The sequence below is a fragment of the Mesorhizobium sp. RCAM 06353 genome (assembly GCF_059683585.1).
The window spans coordinates 4,571,648-4,585,661 of sequence record NZ_CM185031.1; the positions used below are offsets into that span (position 1 = coordinate 4,571,648).

General features: G+C 55.1%; 15 protein-coding genes and 1 pseudogene. 9 read left to right on the plus strand and 7 right to left on the minus strand.

Features of this window, described 5'->3' with window-relative positions; all coding sequences use genetic code 11:
- The first annotated feature begins 61 nt into the window (after positions 1 to 61).
- Entirely contained in the window at positions 62 to 1,435 is a 1,374-nt protein-coding gene (locus AC56QX_RS21980) for a class II 3-deoxy-7-phosphoheptulonate synthase (RefSeq protein WP_497110586.1), read from the plus strand.
- Positions 1,436 to 1,546: 111 nt separating this feature from the next.
- On the opposite strand, the gene AC56QX_RS21985 is transcribed toward AC56QX_RS21980, so the two are convergent.
- A complete protein-coding gene (locus AC56QX_RS21985; RefSeq protein WP_497110587.1) occupies positions 1,547 to 2,617 on the minus strand; it encodes a diguanylate cyclase domain-containing protein in 1,071 nt (356 codons plus the stop codon).
- A 414-nt stretch (positions 2,618 to 3,031) separates the two neighbouring features.
- On the opposite strand from AC56QX_RS21985, the gene AC56QX_RS21990 reads away from it, so the two are divergent.
- The 3 genes from AC56QX_RS21990 to AC56QX_RS22000 all read left to right on the plus strand — a co-directional run bounded on the left by AC56QX_RS21990 (position 3,032) and on the right by AC56QX_RS22000 (position 4,514).
- Positions 3,032 to 3,448 (plus strand): GFA family protein, encoded by a 417-nt coding sequence (locus tag AC56QX_RS21990; RefSeq protein ID WP_497110588.1) that lies wholly within the window; start codon positions 3,032 to 3,034, stop codon positions 3,446 to 3,448.
- A 78-nt stretch (positions 3,449 to 3,526) separates the two neighbouring features.
- Complete coding sequence (locus AC56QX_RS21995) at positions 3,527 to 3,886, plus strand: diacylglycerol kinase (RefSeq protein WP_477220333.1); 360 nt, start codon at positions 3,527 to 3,529, stop codon at positions 3,884 to 3,886.
- A 40-nt stretch (positions 3,887 to 3,926) separates the two neighbouring features.
- The gene (locus AC56QX_RS22000; protein ID WP_497110589.1) at positions 3,927 to 4,514 is read left to right on the plus strand and encodes a hemerythrin domain-containing protein; all 588 of its coding nucleotides are present in this window, start codon (positions 3,927 to 3,929) and stop codon (positions 4,512 to 4,514) included.
- A 4-nt stretch (positions 4,515 to 4,518) separates the two neighbouring features.
- On the opposite strand, the gene AC56QX_RS22005 is transcribed toward AC56QX_RS22000, so the two are convergent.
- Positions 4,519 to 5,106: a DedA family protein gene (locus AC56QX_RS22005; protein ID WP_497110590.1), complete on the minus strand. Its 588-nt coding sequence runs from the start codon at positions 5,104 to 5,106 to the stop codon at positions 4,519 to 4,521.
- Complete coding sequence (locus AC56QX_RS22010) at positions 5,103 to 5,666, minus strand: DUF1003 domain-containing protein (protein WP_497110591.1); 564 nt, start codon at positions 5,664 to 5,666, stop codon at positions 5,103 to 5,105. Before AC56QX_RS22010 ends, AC56QX_RS22005 begins: the two co-directional genes overlap by 4 nt.
- Positions 5,667 to 5,761: 95 nt before the next feature.
- Here AC56QX_RS22010 and AC56QX_RS22015 point away from each other — a divergent pair.
- Both AC56QX_RS22015 and AC56QX_RS22020 read left to right on the plus strand, forming a co-directional pair.
- A pseudogene (locus AC56QX_RS22015) lies at positions 5,762 to 5,938 on the plus strand (DNA-3-methyladenine glycosylase I); the annotation flags it as partial.
- A gap of 82 nt (positions 5,939 to 6,020) precedes the next feature.
- A complete protein-coding gene (locus AC56QX_RS22020) occupies positions 6,021 to 7,940 on the plus strand; it encodes a recombinase family protein (RefSeq protein ID WP_497110592.1) in 1,920 nt (639 codons plus the stop codon).
- 25 nt (positions 7,941 to 7,965) lie between these two features.
- Here AC56QX_RS22020 and AC56QX_RS22025 read toward each other — a convergent pair whose 3' ends face one another.
- On the minus strand, positions 7,966 to 8,700 hold the full coding sequence (locus AC56QX_RS22025; protein ID WP_497110593.1) for a topoisomerase DNA-binding C4 zinc finger domain-containing protein: 735 nt from the start codon (positions 8,698 to 8,700) through the stop codon (positions 7,966 to 7,968).
- A gap of 127 nt (positions 8,701 to 8,827) precedes the next feature.
- Complete coding sequence (locus tag AC56QX_RS22030) at positions 8,828 to 9,391, minus strand: hypothetical protein (RefSeq protein ID WP_497110595.1); 564 nt, start codon at positions 9,389 to 9,391, stop codon at positions 8,828 to 8,830.
- Between the two features lie 202 nt (positions 9,392 to 9,593).
- On the opposite strand from AC56QX_RS22030, the gene AC56QX_RS22035 reads away from it, so the two are divergent.
- Positions 9,594 to 9,779, plus strand: a complete 186-nt coding sequence (locus tag AC56QX_RS22035; RefSeq protein ID WP_497110596.1) for a hypothetical protein — start codon at positions 9,594 to 9,596, stop codon at positions 9,777 to 9,779.
- 230 nt (positions 9,780 to 10,009) lie between these two features.
- Here the strand turns inward: AC56QX_RS22035 and AC56QX_RS22040 are convergent, their stop codons facing one another.
- On the minus strand, positions 10,010 to 10,972 hold the full coding sequence (locus AC56QX_RS22040) for an MT-A70 family methyltransferase (RefSeq protein WP_497110598.1): 963 nt from the start codon (positions 10,970 to 10,972) through the stop codon (positions 10,010 to 10,012).
- Here AC56QX_RS22040 and AC56QX_RS22045 point away from each other — a divergent pair.
- Positions 10,950 to 11,411: a hypothetical protein gene (locus tag AC56QX_RS22045; protein WP_497110600.1), complete on the plus strand. Its 462-nt coding sequence runs from the start codon at positions 10,950 to 10,952 to the stop codon at positions 11,409 to 11,411. The two genes, AC56QX_RS22040 and AC56QX_RS22045, sit on opposite strands and share 23 nt — an antisense overlap.
- Before the next feature lie 635 nt (positions 11,412 to 12,046).
- On the opposite strand, the gene AC56QX_RS22050 is transcribed toward AC56QX_RS22045, so the two are convergent.
- On the minus strand, positions 12,047 to 12,604 hold the full coding sequence (locus tag AC56QX_RS22050) for a recombinase family protein (protein ID WP_497110602.1): 558 nt from the start codon (positions 12,602 to 12,604) through the stop codon (positions 12,047 to 12,049).
- A gap of 209 nt (positions 12,605 to 12,813) precedes the next feature.
- On the opposite strand from AC56QX_RS22050, the gene AC56QX_RS22055 reads away from it, so the two are divergent.
- Positions 12,814 to 13,881 (plus strand): GTP pyrophosphokinase, encoded by a 1,068-nt coding sequence (locus AC56QX_RS22055; RefSeq protein ID WP_497110604.1) that lies wholly within the window; start codon positions 12,814 to 12,816, stop codon positions 13,879 to 13,881.
- Positions 13,882 to 14,014 lie beyond the last annotated feature (133 nt).

A 14,014-nucleotide genomic window follows, 5' to 3' on the forward strand; every position in this document is an offset into this window, starting at 1 on the left:
CCCATATAGGGGCGGGAAAGGCGGGCGAGGGTGCTCGCCGGAAAGAGCGTTGGGTGCAGCGATGACGAAATGGTCGCCGAATTCGTGGAGAGCAAAGCCGATCAAGCAGGTTCCCGCCTATCCGGACCTTGCTGCGCTCAAGAACACGGAAGCCCAGCTCGCCACCTTCCCACCACTGGTTTTTGCCGGTGAAGCGCGCAAGCTGAAGAAGCAGCTCGCGGCTGTGGCAAATGGCGACGCCTTCCTGCTCCAGGGCGGCGATTGCGCCGAGAGCTTTGCCGAACATGGCGCCGACAACATCCGCGACTTTTTCCGCGTTTTCCTGCAGATGTCGGTCGTGCTGACCTTTGCCGGCGCACAGCCGGTGGTGAAGGTTGGCCGCGTTGCCGGCCAGTTCGCCAAGCCGCGCTCGTCCGACAATGAGACCAAGGGTGATGTGACGTTGCCGAGCTATCGCGGCGACATCATCAACGGCATCGAGTTCGACCAGAAGTCGCGCATTCCCGATCCCGCCCGCCAGGAAATGGCCTACCGCCAGTCGGCAGCGACGCTCAACCTTCTGCGCGCCTTCGCGCAGGGTGGTTACGCCAGCCTGGAGAACGTGCATCGCTGGATGCTCGGCTTCGTCGCCGACAGCCCGCAAGGCGAAAAATACGAGTCGCTCGCTAACCGCATCACCGAGACGATGGACTTCATGAAGGCCGTCGGCATCACCTCGGAAACCAATTATGCGCTGCGCGAGACCGATTTCTACACCAGCCACGAGGCGCTGCTGCTCGGCTACGAGGAGGCGCTGACCCGCGTCGATTCGACCTCGGGTGACTGGTACGCCACCTCAGGCCACATGATCTGGATCGGCGACCGCACCCGCCAGCCCGACCATGCCCATGTCGAATATTGCCGCGGCATAAAGAACCCGCTCGGCCTGAAATGCGGCCCGTCTCTGACGCCGGACGGCCTGCTGGAACTGATCGACCTGCTCAACCCCGAGAACGAGCCGGGCCGGCTGACGCTGATCGCCCGCTTCGGTTCGGACAAGGTCGCCGACCATCTGCCTAAGCTGGTGCGCGCGGTGCAGAAGGAAGGCCGCAGCGTGGTCTGGTCGTCGGACCCGATGCATGGCAACACCATCGAGGCCGCCGGCTACAAGACGCGGCCGTTCGACCGCATCCTGAAGGAGGTGCAGACCTTCTTCGAGGTGCACCGCGCCGAAGGCACGCATCCCGGCGGCATCCATGTCGAGATGACCGGCAAGAACGTCACCGAATGCACCGGCGGCGCCCGCGCCATCACGGCAGAGGAATTGCAGGACCGCTACCACACCCACTGCGACCCGCGCCTCAATGCCGACCAGGCAATCGAGCTGGCCTTCCTGGTGTCGGATCTCTTGAAGAAGAGCCACCCGGTGCAGCACAAGCAGGCTGTGAACGGCTGATCCCGGCCAATTGGACCGATACCGAAAAAGGCGCCTGGGAAACCCGGCGCCTTTCCTTTTTCAGCTTATCCTTTGCGCTCCCGCCCAAGCCGGCGCGATCGGCAAAAGACGTCAGTCCTTCTTGTAGAGCAGCCAGCTCTTGCCGGCGCGACCGGCCATCGTCGAGTGCTTGGTCACGCGGTTACGGCCGCTGACCTTCGAGCGGTAGAGCGCCCGGTCAGCCTTGGTGTAGAGGTCCTCCGGGCCTTCGGCCTCGGATGCCATGCAGATGCCCATCGATACCGTCACGGTGCCGTAATTCATGCCGGTCTGGCTGCTGGTGAACGGCGTCTGCTCGATCAGGGCGCGAATGCGCTCCGCGATCTCGTAAGTGGCGTCTTCGCTGGCGCCCTCGATGATCAGAGCGAATTCCTCGCCGCCGGTGCGGGCGACGAACATGTCGCCGCGAATGCTGGTCTGGAAAATCTCGGCGATGATCTGGATGATCTTGTCGCCGACAGGATGGCCGTAGCGGTCATTGATATCCTTGAACCGATCGATGTCGGCAAGGATCAAGGCATTGAACAGGATGCCCTTGTTGCTGGTGTAGATGCTGGTGATTTGCTTGTCGAAGGCGCGACGGTTCCAGATGTGGGTCAAGGGATCGGTGTCGGCCAGCCGCTTGTATTCCTCGAGCTTCGACTTGACGCTCTCGAGTTCGGCCGTCTTGTCGCTAAGCGTCGAGGCGATCTGCCGGCCGTGATCGATGGTCGAGTTGGTGGCAACCGCCATGGCGTTGGCAATTTTCTGCAGAAGATCCTGCGAGAGCAGGCTGCGATTGCTCAAGCCGCTCGATGTTTCATCCAGGATCCTGCCGTATTTCTCGATGTGGCTGCGCTCGCTACGCAACAGCGAGGCAACCTCCTCGAGTTCCCTGGCGATGATGTCCCTGGCATGCTCGACGATGCTGGGACCATGGTTCTGAGCGAAGAAAGCACGCCCGATCTTATCCAACTCGTCCTGTGTCGGCCGACTGCTCAGAGCAAGGACGGCGAGACTGAGTTCGCGGTTGGTGCCGCTCAATGCCTCGTAGAAGATCTCGTAGTTGCGCGGCAGGCCGAGCACGCCCAGTTGACGCATGGTGGCGACGACGGCCGATGCAATGTCGGTATTTTTGTCGGTTGGGGCGGCTGCCGGCTGCATGTCTGGTTCACTCTTCCCCTCGGATCCCGGCGCAGAATTTGCGGGTTCCATCGATCGCCGACCTGGGGAGCGCGACCCGATAGTCCAGAACGTCTTGCAAAGAGGCGCGTCCCCACCCGCGACCTTCGCTTGCGGAGACCATAAATGCGGCGACGCTAAAGTTTCCTTAATTCGCACGACTTCCACAGGTTTTTCTCTACCTGTGGCTGTAGAAGCATAAGTTTTTGCACCATCGTCGCCGCCAAAACCCAGTTTGACGGCTTTGAATTGGAAATCCGCGCGGCGTGCTGCTGAAAATGAAACTGAATTTCGAAATCCGAGCGCCAGTCGATGTCGTATTTGCTTGCGCGTAACCACCGTAAAGCTGGAATCCTGACCACGATGCGGGACGAGGTTTCTTCAAGGGGTGCCAAAATGAGCGACAGTCACCAGGGATCATGCCTGTGCGGAGCGGTGCGCTTCCGGACAAGTGGAGCGCTGCGGGGGGTGGTCTACTGTCACTGCTCGCAATGCAGGAAGCAAAGCGGGCATTTTTATGCCGCGACCAATGTTGCCGACGCCGACATCGTGATCGAAGGCGTGGAAAGCATCACCTGGTATGAAGCGTCCGCTTTCGCCCGGCGCGGCTTCTGCAAGGCATGCGGCTCGGTGCTCTTCTGGAAGCCAAGGGATCAAGGCTACATTTCGGTCATGGCGGGATCGTTCGACAGGCCGACAGGTCTCAAGGGCGACTGCCATATCTTCGTCGGCGACAAGGGCGATTACTACTCGATCGACGACGGGCTGCCGCAGTTTGAAAAGTCGACGCCTTCGATAGCGGTCGCTGAATGAATTTTGGGCGAGACGCCTTATTCCCTTGGTCGTGCCGTTGCTTTATCTCGTGCCGGTAATTCGGAAAGAGGTTTGGGCATGCAGCGGCTGATCGATGCTTTTATCAATTCGGTGCGGGCGTTCCGGAAGCTGGCTGCCAGCGAGAAGGCATTCCAGCAGGAACTGATGCTGCTCGCGCTTGCTTTGCCGGCCGGGTGGTTCGTTTCGGTGTCGTGGCGTGGCTATGCGCTGCTGATCGGCGCGGTGCTGCTCCTGATCATGGTCGAGGTGCTGAACACCGGTATCGAGGCGGCGTGCGATGCCTTCAGCCGCGAGTTTAATATGGACATCCAACTGGCCAAGGATTGCGGTTCGCTGGCGGTGCTGATCTCGGTGGTGATCGTTGCCGGCGTCTGGGGCATCGCACTCATCGAGCGCATCACCGGACTACCGATCTAGCGTTGCCATTCTTATATGACGGTAACTAAAGGAAACCGTCATGTCTGAAGCCTTAAATCTTCTGCTTCTCGAACGCAAAGGCCTGCCGGACGATTTGCGCTGGCTGGTCGAAAAATACCCGCGTGAAAACTGGCAGGGCCACGCCAACATCCACGGTATCGCCAACATGTGGCTGCAGCGGCACGACATGTTCCGCGAACTCGGCGGCATGCTGACCAACGGTATTGGCGACTATCGCGAGGGCAGGCTCACCGCGCCTGACTTTGCGCGCTGGTTCGCGCCACGCCTCAACCATTTTCTCGGTAATCTCGACGGTCACCACAATGTCGAGGATCATCATTATTTTCCGGTCTTTGCCAAAGCGGAGGCGCGGCTGAAGCGCGGTTTTGAGATTCTCGACACAGACCACCACACCATCCATGAAGGGTTGGAGCGCAATGCCGAGGCGGCCAATGCCTTCATCAAGACGCTTCAGGAGAGCGAGGACAAACAGCGCTTCGCGGCGGATGCCTATGCTGACGAAAACAGCCGGCTGATCGCCATGCTGACCCGGCATCTTGCCGATGAGGAAGACCTGATCATCCCGCTGATCCTCGATCGAGGTGATCAGGCGCTCGGTATCGACTAACGGGTCAAAACTCCCTGGCGCGCTCCCGCTTGGCGATATGTCGTGCGATGAGCCAGGCGAGGATGGCCACGGTCAGGCCGATGCCAAGCCCGATCAGCAGCCGTTCGTGGCGCAGCAACGCCTGGCCGACGAAGTGCTCGGCGCCCAACCCGAAAACATAGCCGATTGAGCTGAACAGCACCGCCCAGATCACCGATGAGATGGCGTTGAGGATGATAAAGCGGGGCGCTGCTATGGTCGACAGGCCGGCGGCGATGCCGCCGACCAGCCGCATGCCGTAGACGTATCGGTTCGACAGCACGAAGATATTGGGGTGGGTGTTAAGCAGGCGAAAGGCGCGGCGGAAGCCGGGCCGCCTGCGCAACCTGACGACATAGCGATGATCGGCGAAACTTCTACCCAGGATAAAGAAGCCCGTATCGCCGAGGAAAGCGCCGAGCGCGGCCGCGACAAAGGCATGCCACAGCACGAATACATGCTGGTGGGCGAAGAAGCCGCCGAGGATGGCGGCACTTTCCCCCTCGGCCACGCAGCCGAGGAAGACGGCAAGCAGCCCATATTGTTCGATGAAATGATGGATCGCTTCGGTCATGAGGGCTGGGTGTGAGGAGCGAGCCGTTCGTCGATCCGCTTCAGCTGTTCGGCTATCTGCGCGATCTCGTCGCGCATGCCGATGATCTGGCTGTGGCGCAATTCGTCCAGCTTTTCGTGCAACGCCATGATCTCGATTTCGGCCTTGAGGTTGACCTCATAGTCATGGGCAGCGTCGATGCGGTCGCGCGCCGCCTGGCGATTCTGCGACATCATGATTACCGGCGCCTGCAGCGCAGCGATCATCGACAGCACCAGGTTGAGGAAAATGAAGGGGTAGGGGTCGAACGACTCTTGCCCCAGCAGCCACCAGTTGGCACCGATCCACAGGATCAGGAAGGCGATGAATGACAGGATGAACGTCCACGAACCACCGACACGCGCGATGGCATCGGCGATACGATCGCCCGCGCCCTGAAGGCCGGCAAGATTGTCGTTGATGTCCTGTGATATGGGTTTGCGGTCGACAGTGCTTTGCAGCACCCGCCTCTCAAGCTCGCTCAAATTCTCTGGGTTTCGCCTCAGCCATCGATTGGCCAGTTCGGGCACTGTCTTGTTCATGGATGTCTCCACACCAAAGCGTCGGCTTGGCAGTCTCGTCTCCATATAGGAAGATGCCGTACCTTCAAAAGCGCGGCATGGAGATGGAAGCAAAAATGCCAGATTTCGCCAAAATCCGCGCCCGTGCAGCCAAACGCAAGGGTGGGGAAGCGGAGCTTTCAACGCTGCTGGGGCCGGCGCCCGACAATGCAGCGGTGGCTGACATCCCGGACGACCGCATTCTGTCGACCATGGCCGAGCGCGTGTTCGCCGCCGGTTTTGTCTGGCGCGTCACGTCCTAAACGTTTGGACATTGGGTAGGCTCTTGTAACCGTTTTGGGCATCCCCATATGGTGCCTAGAAGGAGCTAACCCTATGAAAACAAATGACAAATCTATAGTGGCCGCCGATCAAAACTTTGAATCTATCGTGGCCAAATCTCTGAACTTTGATTCCACAAAGGCAGGCGGTGAAAGTTTAGAGAAGGCGTTGACCACCGAGACGGCACTGGTGCCCTACACCGGACCCGTGGCGTACTCATACATTCGTTGGTCCACCGCTATTCAAGGTCAAGGCGATAGCTACAGGCGACAATATTCCTTGGCTGAAAAGTGGAGCATTGAAAACGCCATCCCGCTCGCCGATGACCGGGTGATGACGGATGCCGGGGTGTCTGCATTCAAGGGCAGGAACATCGAAAGCGGTGCCCTTGGTGCGTTCCTGAAAGCCGCAGAGGCAGGCAAAATCAACCGGGGCTCTTACCTTTTGGTGGAGTCGATTGACCGGCTATCCCGTCAAGGCATGTTCGCCACTGCCGCCATCGTCCAAGGGCTTTGGAAGGCCGGAATCGTCATCGTCACACTCTCGGACGGCAAGGCCTACCATCCCGACTGCAACGACATGGACGCATTGACAATCGTGTTGGTGGCCATGCGGGCAAAGGAAGAGTCGGCCACGAAGGGCAAGCGAGTCAAAGACAGCTATATCAAGCGCAATGCCCGTGCCCAAAAGACAGGCGAAGTGGTGTCGGGCAACCTACCGGGATGGCTCTACAAAGACCCAGAGACAGGCAAAGCGAAGCTGAACGAAGACAAGGCGGAGATTGTCAGACGGATATTTGACATGTGCTTGAACGGGTGTGGCTTGCCCATGATCGCCAAGACCCTGAATGCGAATGGTATCAGACCATTCGCCATAGATAAGCGGAGGAAGGGCAGGGCAGAATATTGGACGATTGCGAACGTCCACTACATCCTGAAATCAAAGGCTACCTATGGGCTTTATCACCCGCCGAAGTCCGACCCGTGCATGATCTTCCCACCGGCCATCACGATAGAAGAGTACAACCGGGCACAGGCAGGCATGGCACAACGGCAGCGCACCGGCAAAGGAAGGAAGGGAAAGACCTATTCCAACCTGTTTGGTGGCATCGCCAAGTGTTCGTTCTGCAAAGAGCCCATGACCATCAGGAACCCTAAGCCGGGCAGGGCCATACAGTTTTATTGCAAAGGCTCACTGACCGGGAAATGTCATGAAGCGGCTCCATGGAACTATGAACGTTTCGAAGGGTCGTTTTTGTCGTTTGCCGCTGAACTCGATCTACAGGAAATCATCCACGGCGGCACAGCGTCATCCCGCCAAGAGACCATCACCCAAAAAATTCAGCAGTTGGAAGGTGAGCGGCTAGGGCTGTTCAAATCCCAACAGGGCCATTTGAAAATGATTGAAGCCGATGAAATCCTTCGAGACTCGTTGAGAGAAGCCATGGTCAAGAACGCCACTCGGATCAAGGCGATCAACGAACAGATCGGGGCATTGGAGATCGAGCGGAACAAAGTCCAGTCAGAACGTGAGGCAGCCCTAGGCGGCCATAGGCTTCGCTTTCCCAAGGTAGGAACCGGCAAAGGGCAAGTGAACATTCATGAACTGTACCAGCTACGGGCAAAGGCGGCTGACCACATCAGGACAATTGTGGAGTCCATCGAACTGGACAGGAAGCATTGGGGCAAAGTGTATCGTAAAGCCGCCATGGAAGCCGACAACGAACTTGCAAGGCAGACGTGGTTGGATGTAGCCAGGCGTTGCGCACCGAAGAAGGAGGCTTTCGATTCCCGCTACATCATCAAATTCAAAGGCGGAGCCACACGCACGATCTACCCTGACAATCGAGACAAAGAGGGCAAGGAGGCCTTCTTTGTGCTGAACTTGGGGTTTGAAGGGGCCGACATAAGCAAGCTGCCCAAGGCCACCAGAACCCGAGAGGAATTCGCTATGGCTCGGCAGGGGAAACTATAGCTTGGCGGTCGGGTGGGGCGAACTTTCAGACCGCAGCTCGGCATGTGTATTTGCAGTCAGGAAAATTTGAACAACCAAAGAACGATCCAAACTTACCATTACGTTTCATTAAATCGCCGCCACATCCGGGACATTTTGTGCTTGTTTTGGCAAGGCGCATTTCGCTGTATTGCCGTCTCTTGAACTCCCATGGCGGAATGTTGTTTTCTAGACCAGCCCATATCCCTCTTTTGTGCCGTTGCGCATCGTTCAACGCCTCCAAATACCGTTCGCCCGGTCCGTATCGTTCGAGAACCCATGCCCATCCATTTACAACCATCTCTAACTCAATGTTTCTCGTGACGAACAGCGGCCCCCCGAACATTGCGGCGTTATGGGTATGGTTAGATGATGTTCTGAATTCGGCACCCGAGTATTCCTCGGTCAGAAACGGCACACCGACGATGCGCTTATGTCTGTCCACTATCTGACCCGTATCCATCTTCATTCGAACTTCAAGCTCAACCCATTTGTCCCCAATCAAAGTTACAAGAAAATCTTTGGCCTCACGCCCTCCGGGCTGCTCCAATTCAGGTGCGTCGATGAACGCAAATCGGACTGCAACGTGAAGGTCTGACTGATCGCTTGAGCTGCCCGTGAGTTCGCTGGCCTTAATTTTTGTTAGAAATCCGTCGCCGTCAAATACTTTCAGAACAGGGACTCGAATGGTGTCCCCTTCCGGATTTTCGGGCACAATAATTGTCGAATTTTCTTGGCTCATGACATCGGCGATGCAGCACGAAAGACGTAACCATGGGAAGCTACTCTAGCGAAGCGAACTCGTCATTGGCAAGAATGCGCTAAACCGGTCCGCCCATCTCCTCGGCCCGCTTTGGAAGTTCTTGGCCCTAGGTCGGCAGTGACATGCGAAGTTCGAATGAGCTGTCGTGCAGAACCCATTTTGCATGATATTTGGATGCATAGCGGACCGTGTTAGCAAGGTGTTCGTGCGTATCGTCTGCCGGTCGCACATCGAGATTGTCGAAGTGGGTCCATGGCCTATCGGACCATCGCTCAAAGCCCTCTACAAGGGCCGTAGGGACCCAACAGACGGCGTGGATGTGCGGGTATGGCTCACCGTCGCCTTTATCGTCCAGAAAGGCGTGGCAGACCGGCTGTAGGGGTATTTTATTACGCCGGTAGAAGTTCGGCATATAGTTGGCCAATCCGTGAGTCCACCATTGGCGGAATAGGCCAAACATGTCGGGCGCAAATTTTCCGATCAGTTCGTGCCGAGCCATGCCGGTCTTGCCGCTCCAGACTCTGCCATTGAACCAGTGTGGCTTAAAGACAGCCGTCACATGATAGATGTGAGATTGTGGTTCGCAGCGCTTGCGCCCTGCGAAATCTTCGATAATCCGATCAGTCTCAAATTCCTTGTAATATTTTTGCAGTTGCGGCCTAGAAAGCAATCGAGCAGGTCCTTGTTTTTGGTGTTTTTTTAAACAATAACGTAATTACAGCCGTATGGAATACGTCAGTACAATCAAGATGGTATTTGGAAATTGCACCTCAGGTTGCGTTTAAATGAGCTTAAAGCCCCGCAGTCCTTCGTTCATGCCAAAATTCTTCATATTATATATATCTCTGTATATATAAATTAGGAGATTTTAAATGTTCAATAAAACATACGAATTGCAAATAATTCAGCGCCGAATGGATCATCTGGATGGCCTTATGGACGCTAAGGTATATAGCAGGAGCGAGCTAATCGAAGCATTGCTTTGGCTCGATGAGCAAGATGCCATTGATAAGGAGATTGCAGATGCAGCGAAAGCCAATTCTTCTCGCAATTCCTGAAGGGCTTCTCCGGGAGATCGACAACGCAGTTGATGAACTGGGCATCAGTCGAACTCGGTTCCTCCTGCATTCGGCTGAAAAGCATCTGAGGTATGTATGCGAAATTGAACTGCCCGCTTTGCGAGAGAGCCGTCAAAACGCTGGTTGTTGACTGCCGGTCCAACCGCTCCAACCGAGAGCTACCTATCGGGTGTCACCGTCAGTCTCGCCTTTAATTGTGGGAGACCCATTCAGACGCCGCAGACTTTGTGGTTTATGCATCTCGACACGGTGGGCACTGAAACGCCAAATCGTTGCGCAATCGCAGCTTGCCACGCTCCGTCCTCGTGGAACTGTCGCCGGATTTCGATGACATCAGCGGCAGTTAGCTTTCCCCTTGTTGGTTTGTCAGCCGCAGGCCGCTTTGCCGCCGTTTTGAACTTGCCTACCTCGTTTCCCCAAAGTGTCCATCCGGGCTTCGAACTGCGGGAAAACAGCTCCAAATAGGGGCCGTCATACAGAGCCTCTATCCTATGGTAAATCTCGTCCGGCTTGCGTGAATGTTCCCGCCTCGGAGCAAAAATGAGCTGGTCGACAGATTTAGATTTTCGAGACAATATCTTGCCACGAGTTCCAATCAGGCAGTGCTCTGCGTTAGCCCGAGTGTAATATCCCATACCTTTGAAAAGACCATCGCTGTTCTTATTCTGCTTTATCCACGTGAATCCCACAGTCTTATACTGAAATCCCCAAGATTCTATTATCTCAGGCGCCCTATCAAGCAGTGGGTTTGTGATCCACAGGAAAAGTATTGCGTCGTTTGCTGACACGTCAGCAACAGGTAGTTTTTTGATCGCCTCGAAACCCATCGTATCGTAGTGCTTTGTTACATGGCGACCATTCTTGGTCACATTCGTTTTGAAATGCCATGCGGGATCGGCCAAAATTACCGGGTATTTGGTAGTTATGTCGTGCAATTGAGTTCCCCGCTGTTTTCGCCTGATTCGACGAAATGAGCCGATTTTGGCCCTCGCTGGCAAGGCTTTTGTCGGCGGGTCTGCAAAATGATCCGAAGGAGGCCGATGCGGCGGAGTCGTTGAGTTGGGATGCATCTCGTTGGTGCGTACGCCTTGCCAAGTTTTGACTAGAAGCATGTTAGCTATGGGCTTGGTCGACTCTGAGGGAAGGTCAATGCTGGCCGTTTTCGTTGTCATAGTTATCGCCGTGGTTTGGGTGGTCTTCAGGTATTGGGTGAAGCCGTTCAACCAACGAGAACACTGGAAGAATTTGGATACGGCGAACAAACTTCCACGGGATGATCGTGAAGTGGTGGCGCACATATTGGCCGACGCCATCTCATTTGCGGAAGCACGCAAATCACAGCCCGACGCCGACATGCTGGCAGCCTACAAAGCCATGCTCGTGTATCACAAAGAGATGCGACATGAGGCCCTCCGCCGGGGTGCCAACAGTCGCCAAAGTCCTCTTTGGCTGGGGGCCGCCATGTGCGAAACTTGGGCGATGGCGGCCCTCTCGGCTCCGCCAACCGATCCGTTCAGAGGCGACAAAATCCGTGTCGATTTGGAGGGTTTTGCGAAGGCAAATCTATCGATCACCCATTTCAACAACGCAATGCGAAAGAAATGGGATTAGCGGGTGCGATGGAAGCTGACATCAGGATTCACAATCGCAGCACCGTTCAGTCTAACGAACCAGAATCTCGAGTTCTCCATATATTGCACATATTGGGACGCAGCTTCCCCGCCATATCGTGTCAACAAGTTGCGGTATATGCGGTGCCTTTTGCGATCCACGGCTTCGAAATGGAAGCTGTATGGCTTTTCCCGCAGCACCCATTCGATTGTCAGAGACACTACGTGCCGCAGAACGGGAATTCCGTTCCGGAAGTAGCCACCGCTAAACTGGGCGATTTCGTCATCCCAAGCCAACCATGAGCCGCCGGCAAAGGCCTTTAGCCGTGTTTGCCCGCCGATTACTCGAAAGGTGACTGGGCCGCCATGTGTCGCTGAGAACTCGAATAGCAGTCCTTCGGTACGGAACCGTTGACGGTAACAGCGCTGTGCGGTGTCAGGGCTTGGTAGCGAAGCTGCTCTCAAGTTCGTCAAGGTGCGCTTTGTGCTCTCGCCAGTGGGCTTTGAAGTTCTCAACTCCGGTCTCTTTCAGCAGCCTGTCGATCTCAGCACGAGCGGGCAGGGAAAGGTTGCCGATCCACGCCCTGGCGTCGTCCGGCAACCGCTCCAGAAGTAACCTAATCGCAGTTTGAGCCATCAAGCGGCCTGATCAGCCAAAATCCGATACACGGACGAGCGACCCACCCCGATTGCCTTGGCGATTTCAGATGGCTTCTTGCCTGCCCGATGCATCGAGACGACCTCGGATGTCTTGCGGCGGGCGGTGGGCGCACGTCCCTTGAATTTGTGCTCAGCCTTGGCCTTAGCGATACCTTCCCGCTGACGCTCAAGCATCAATTCCCGTTCGAATTGGGCGATTGAACCAAGCATGTTCAGCATCAGCCTACCAGTTGGCGTGGCGGTGTCGACGTTCATGCCGAGAATAATCAGGCCGACCTTCTTTGCCTCAAGTCGGGCGACAATCTGGCACCAGTCGGCAACCGAACGGGCAAGCCGGTCGAGCTTAGTGACCACAAGACTGTCGCCGTCACGTACGAACTCGATAGCTCGTTCAAGTTCGGTTCGGCGTGCGTTGATCGAAGAGACTTGTTCGCTGAAGACTTTTTCGCAGCCGTGAGATTGCAAGTCTCGGAGTTGTGCATCGTAACCGGCCTGCTGCTCCAAAGTGCTCGTTCTGGCATATCCAATGAGCATCAATTATCGTCCCACATGAGTCTTAAACGTTGTGGGACAAATCTCTCAAAAAGTCAAGCTGGCTCTTGTGGGACGCTATTCCATGGATAAGTTCATTCCCACAGGGGCAGGCTTCAATGACGCAGATTAAAGAATGTCTTTGCGTCCGCTGTTCCTCTTTTGCGGCAGAGGCAGGCTGCCAATAGGAAGGCGCTGGGGGGTAGGAGAAAATGCCTGACAAGACCGATGTTCTGGAAGCTGCGTTTGAGCTATCTCGACCGCTTTACGAAAAGCTCACGGGAAATCTACATCAACTTATTGAGACGCTTCTCCGCTACAAAAACATCGATTATATATCCGTTGAATCTCGGACAAAGGGATCGAAGAGTTTTCATGAAAAAGTGAACGATCCCACGAAGAATTACCTAAAGCTGTTAGATATAACAGATCTCTCAGGAGTTCGAATAATAGTACACAACACAGTAGATCTCGATAAGGTCAAGAAACTTATTGAAGATAATTTTGAAATAGACTGGAAAAATACCGTTGATAAGGGAAAAGATGAGCCACCAGATAAAATCTCATATAGAACAATGAATTACATTGCCAGCTATCCGACAAACCGCTTGGCTCTTCCAGAGAACGTAGAGTTCACAGGCATGAAGGCAGAGATACAAATAAGAACGGTTCTTCAACATGCTTGGGCAGTCCTTGATCGACGTATCCGCTACAGGAACAAAATGAAGCTTGATAGGAAGGTCGAGGAAGAGCTATTTCAATTACTAAGCACGCTACACGTGGCAGACAAAAATCTGGTGGCGCTTGAGACTGCCTATGAAGAAATGGTGCACAAGTACGAGATGTCCGCAGAGAAGGGTGACTTCAAGGCCGTTCTTGACAGAGAGACGTTGGCTGCATTTGTAAACAAAGACCCTACCTTTCAGGGTATAGTTGATAGTGCCAGAGAAAGAAGCATTCTCCTTTCGGAACGGTCGGCAAGCCAGCTTGAAGCAAAGGCGATAGAACCTATTGAGGACACGCTGCGTTCGGCTGGCATTGTTACTATCGAAAATCTCAAAAAGGAGCTTCTTAACCTTATTGCGCCGCCGAATCAGATTTTTGACGAACTCCGCAACAAGGGAATTGGGCAGTCGTTTACGAGATATTCGCTGATAAGAATTCTTCTCTATTATAGCAAAAGAGACGGTATTCAGGAAAAGTTGCACAGAGCGGGAAGATTTACGGGTAAGACCAAAGAAAAGCTGGATGACGTATGGCTAAATCTGCTATTTCCATAAGTCATGCCGCTCGGTTGCGGATAATAGCCGTCGCCATATCTTGGTGGAGCACTACAAGCAGCGTCTTATCGCAAGATCGATGTGATCCAAACTATGACCCGTGTGTTCCGATTGCCAGCGATGTGGATTGCGC

Coding starts and splice junctions, on each gene's coding strand:
- AC56QX_RS22010 (WP_497110591.1), bottom strand. CDS start 5,666: ATGAACAAGACAGTGCCCGAACTGGCCAATCGATGGCTGAGGCGAAAC.
- AC56QX_RS21980 (WP_497110586.1), top strand. CDS start 62: ATGACGAAATGGTCGCCGAATTCGTGGAGAGCAAAGCCGATCAAGCAG.
- AC56QX_RS22000 (WP_497110589.1), top strand. CDS start 3,927: ATGTCTGAAGCCTTAAATCTTCTGCTTCTCGAACGCAAAGGCCTGCCG.
- AC56QX_RS22045 (WP_497110600.1), top strand. CDS start 10,950: ATGCTGGCCGTTTTCGTTGTCATAGTTATCGCCGTGGTTTGGGTGGTC.
- AC56QX_RS22040 (WP_497110598.1), bottom strand. CDS start 10,972: ATGACAACGAAAACGGCCAGCATTGACCTTCCCTCAGAGTCGACCAAG.
- AC56QX_RS22005 (WP_497110590.1), bottom strand. CDS start 5,106: ATGACCGAAGCGATCCATCATTTCATCGAACAATATGGGCTGCTTGCC.
- AC56QX_RS21990 (WP_497110588.1), top strand. CDS start 3,032: ATGAGCGACAGTCACCAGGGATCATGCCTGTGCGGAGCGGTGCGCTTC.
- AC56QX_RS22035 (WP_497110596.1), top strand. CDS start 9,594: ATGTTCAATAAAACATACGAATTGCAAATAATTCAGCGCCGAATGGAT.
- AC56QX_RS22055 (WP_497110604.1), top strand. CDS start 12,814: ATGCCTGACAAGACCGATGTTCTGGAAGCTGCGTTTGAGCTATCTCGA.
- AC56QX_RS21995 (WP_477220333.1), top strand. CDS start 3,527: ATGCAGCGGCTGATCGATGCTTTTATCAATTCGGTGCGGGCGTTCCGG.
- AC56QX_RS22020 (WP_497110592.1), top strand. CDS start 6,021: ATGAAAACAAATGACAAATCTATAGTGGCCGCCGATCAAAACTTTGAA.
- AC56QX_RS22025 (WP_497110593.1), bottom strand. CDS start 8,700: ATGAGCCAAGAAAATTCGACAATTATTGTGCCCGAAAATCCGGAAGGG.
- AC56QX_RS21985 (WP_497110587.1), bottom strand. CDS start 2,617: ATGCAGCCGGCAGCCGCCCCAACCGACAAAAATACCGACATTGCATCG.
- AC56QX_RS22050 (WP_497110602.1), bottom strand. CDS start 12,604: ATGCTCATTGGATATGCCAGAACGAGCACTTTGGAGCAGCAGGCCGGT.